Here is a 2,855-nt window from a genome sequence, read left to right as displayed (position 1 = left end):
CAGGACCAGGAGGGGGGTGGGGTTCGGGGCGTCCGTCATGGGAGTTCCTTCAGGCCGAGGTCGGTCAACAGGTCACGGGCCAGGGCGAGTTCGGCAGCTATACCGTCCGCGAGCTGGGTTCGGTTACGCGGACGTAACTCGGCCGGGAGCGCCTGCCAGGTGTAGGTCTCCACCTCCAGATGCCGCGTCAACGGAACCGGCCCGCCCACCAGATACGCCAAGGACTCCCGCAGGACCGGCAGCGTGGAGGTGAGTGGAGCGGCGGGGGCCGCGTGCAGCGGGACATGGAAGTGCGTGCGCCACGGTGCCCCGTCCGGCAGAGAGCCCCCACCCAGCGCTTCGCCCAAGTCGTCCGTACCGCGCAGGCCGGCGGCGGTACGCGTGCGGGTCTGATGCAGGAAACGGGGTTCGGCGAAGGCGGCCAGCGCTGCCCGCACTTCGGGGAGGTGGGGTTCATCGGCGTGCAGGGCGGCGGACAACTGGGCCTTGACGACCGGGATACCCGCGCCGTCAAGTGCGTCGAGCGCACACTGCGGATCTTCGAATGAGGTCGCGAGATGGCAGGTGTCCACACAGATACCGATCCGCTCCCGCGGCAGCTCACCGAGGACGTCGATGGCGTCGGCGGTCGTCTCCACGATGCAGCCGGGCTCGGGTTCCAGACCGATGCGGACGGAGCGTCCGGTGAGCCCTTCGAGGGTGTCGAGACGTTCGGCGAGCGCGTTCAGCGCGGCGATGGCCGTCCGTGCACGGTCGTTGTCGTACGCGGTGCGCCAGGCCAGAGGCAGAGTGGAGATAGTGCCCTCGGCGACATCGCCCGGCAGCAGGGACGTGAGAATCCGGGCCAGGTCGGTGGTGTGGGCCAGTCGCTCCGGATCGGCCCAGTCCGGCTTGTACACGCGGTACTTGACCTCTTCGGCACCGAATCCCTCATAGGGGAAGCCGTTGAGGGTGACGACCTCCAGGCCACGGCGGTCGAGCTCCGCGCGCAGGCCCCGTAGCGCGGCTGGATCTCTGCACAGCGTGCGGGCCGCGTCCCTGGCCAGCCACAGGCCGATGCCGAGACGGTCGCGGCCCAGGCGTTTGCGCACCGGCTCGCAATGGTCGCGCAGCTGGGCGATGACGCCGTCGAGGGTCTCCGCGGGGTGGACGTTGGTGCAGTACGCCAGGTGGACGGTGGTGCCGTCGGGGTGGCGGAAGCGCATGTGCCAGTCTCCTCAATCCCCGCCGCGGAGGATGGAGTTGCCTTCGTGGGTGGCGTCGGTGTCATCCACATCGAGGGTGAGACGGCCGCTGAGCCCGTAGAAGGCGACAGGGTTGCGCCACAGGACCTGGTCGACGTCGTCCTTGTCGAATCCGGCCTCCAGCATGGCGTCGCCGACCTTGCGGGTCTTGAGCGGATCACTCCTGCCCCAGTCGGCGGCCGAGTTGACCAGCACCTTCTCGGTTCCGTACGCCTTGAGGATCGCGACCATCCGGTCCTCGTCCATCTTGGTGTCCGGATAGACGGAGAAGCCGAGCCAGCAGCCGGCGTCCTTGGCCTCCTTCACCGTCACCTCGTTGAGATGGTCCAGCAGCACGTGTTCCGTGGGGAGCGCGGATTCGCGGACGACGTCGACGGTGCGACGCAGCCCGGCGAGTTTGTCGCGGTGCGGGGTGTGGACGAGGGCGGGCAGGCCGTGGTCGGCGGCGAGCTGGAGCTGGGCGGCCAGCGCCGTGTCCTCGGCGGGGGTCATCGAGTCGTAGCCGATCTCACCGACGGCGACGACGTTGTCCTTGACCAGATACCGGGGCAGTTCCTGAAGCACCGGCGTGCAGCGGGGGTCGTTCGCCTCTTTGGGGTTGAGGGCGAGCGTGCAGTGATGGGCGATGCCGTACTGGGCGGCACGGAAGGGCTCCCAGCCGAGCAGGGCATCGAAGTAGTCGAAGAAGCTGGCGGGAGAGGTGCGCGGTTGACCGAGCCAGAAGGCGGGCTCGACCACGGCCCGCACACCCGCGGCGTACATGGCCTCGTAGTCGTCGGTGGTGCGGGAGGTCATATGGATGTGGGGGTCGAAGATACGCATCAGGACTCCTCCCCCGGGCCGTCGGACTGCTCGCCGGTCAGGGTGAGCACCCGGTACAGGTCGTCGGGCACCTCGCGGTCTGCCGCGGTGCGTTCCTCGGCGTAGTCGCCGAGCATGCGGGCGAGTTCGGCATCTCCCCTGGCGCGCTCGGCAAGGAACGCGATCGCATCGACCGGCACGCCGTTGAACAGGCACTTCAGGACGGCGTGCCGCCAGGAGTGCGGGTCGAGGTGCTCGGCGGCATACGGGCCGACAGCAGCGGCGACGAGCCGGGTGTCGTTGGTACGCAGGGCGTCCTCGACGAGCGGCAGCCCCTGGACGGGGTCGAGGCCGAGATAGGGCAGGGCACGCAGCACAGCGCGCCGTTCCGCGGCGGTGCCCTGGTGGTAGAGGCGGGCCACTGCCGGGGCCTTGGTACGGGCGGCGTGCAGCAGGAGGACCCGGATGACGTCGGCGGCGTCCTCGCCGCAGTGGCGGCCGGCCTCTGCGAATCGCACCTCCCAAGCGGGGAGGCCGCGTTGGGCGGGTATCGGTGGCAGGTGTTCGGCCGCCTCGGCGGCGGCGAGTGCGCCCTCCAGCCAGTCCCGGGCGGGGGGCGCGAGCCGCTCTTCGAGTTCGGTGTGCAGGTCGGCGGTTTCTGCCTGTGCGTACATCAGTTGCTTCCTCCGTTTCGTAAGAACTGCAGGGAGCGCGCGGCGAGTTCGGGGCCGGCGTGGGAGTGGCGGGGCAGTTCGACGACGGTCAGGCCGCGGTAGCCGGTGGCGGCGAGGGCTTCGAGTACGGGCGGGA

General features: G+C 69.8%; 3 protein-coding genes and 1 pseudogene. All 4 read right to left on the bottom strand.

Features of this window, described 5'->3' with window-relative positions; all coding sequences use genetic code 11:
• Window positions 1-35: 35 nt before the first annotated feature.
• Complete coding sequence (eboE, locus tag ABZS64_RS39215) at window positions 36-1,205, bottom strand: metabolite traffic protein EboE (protein WP_355839992.1); 1,170 nt, start codon at window positions 1,203-1,205, stop codon at window positions 36-38.
• Between the two features lie 12 nt (window positions 1,206-1,217).
• Window positions 1,218-2,066: a TatD family hydrolase gene (locus ABZS64_RS39210; RefSeq protein ID WP_355839990.1), complete on the bottom strand. Its 849-nt coding sequence runs from the start codon at window positions 2,064-2,066 to the stop codon at window positions 1,218-1,220.
• Window positions 2,066-2,719, bottom strand: coding sequence for an EboA domain-containing protein (locus tag ABZS64_RS39205; protein ID WP_355839988.1), 654 nt, complete (start codon window positions 2,717-2,719; stop codon window positions 2,066-2,068). The genes ABZS64_RS39210 and ABZS64_RS39205 overlap by 1 nt, the downstream gene beginning before the upstream one ends.
• A pseudogene (locus ABZS64_RS39200) lies at window positions 2,719-2,855 on the bottom strand (sugar phosphate isomerase/epimerase); the annotation flags it as partial. The gene ABZS64_RS39205 and the pseudogene ABZS64_RS39200, both read right to left, overlap by 1 nt.

The organism is Streptomyces sp. NPDC005408, assembly GCF_040606445.1.
Lineage (GTDB): Bacteria > Actinomycetota > Actinomycetes > Streptomycetales > Streptomycetaceae > Streptomyces.
This window is presented reverse-complemented; position numbering and strand designations above follow the sequence as displayed.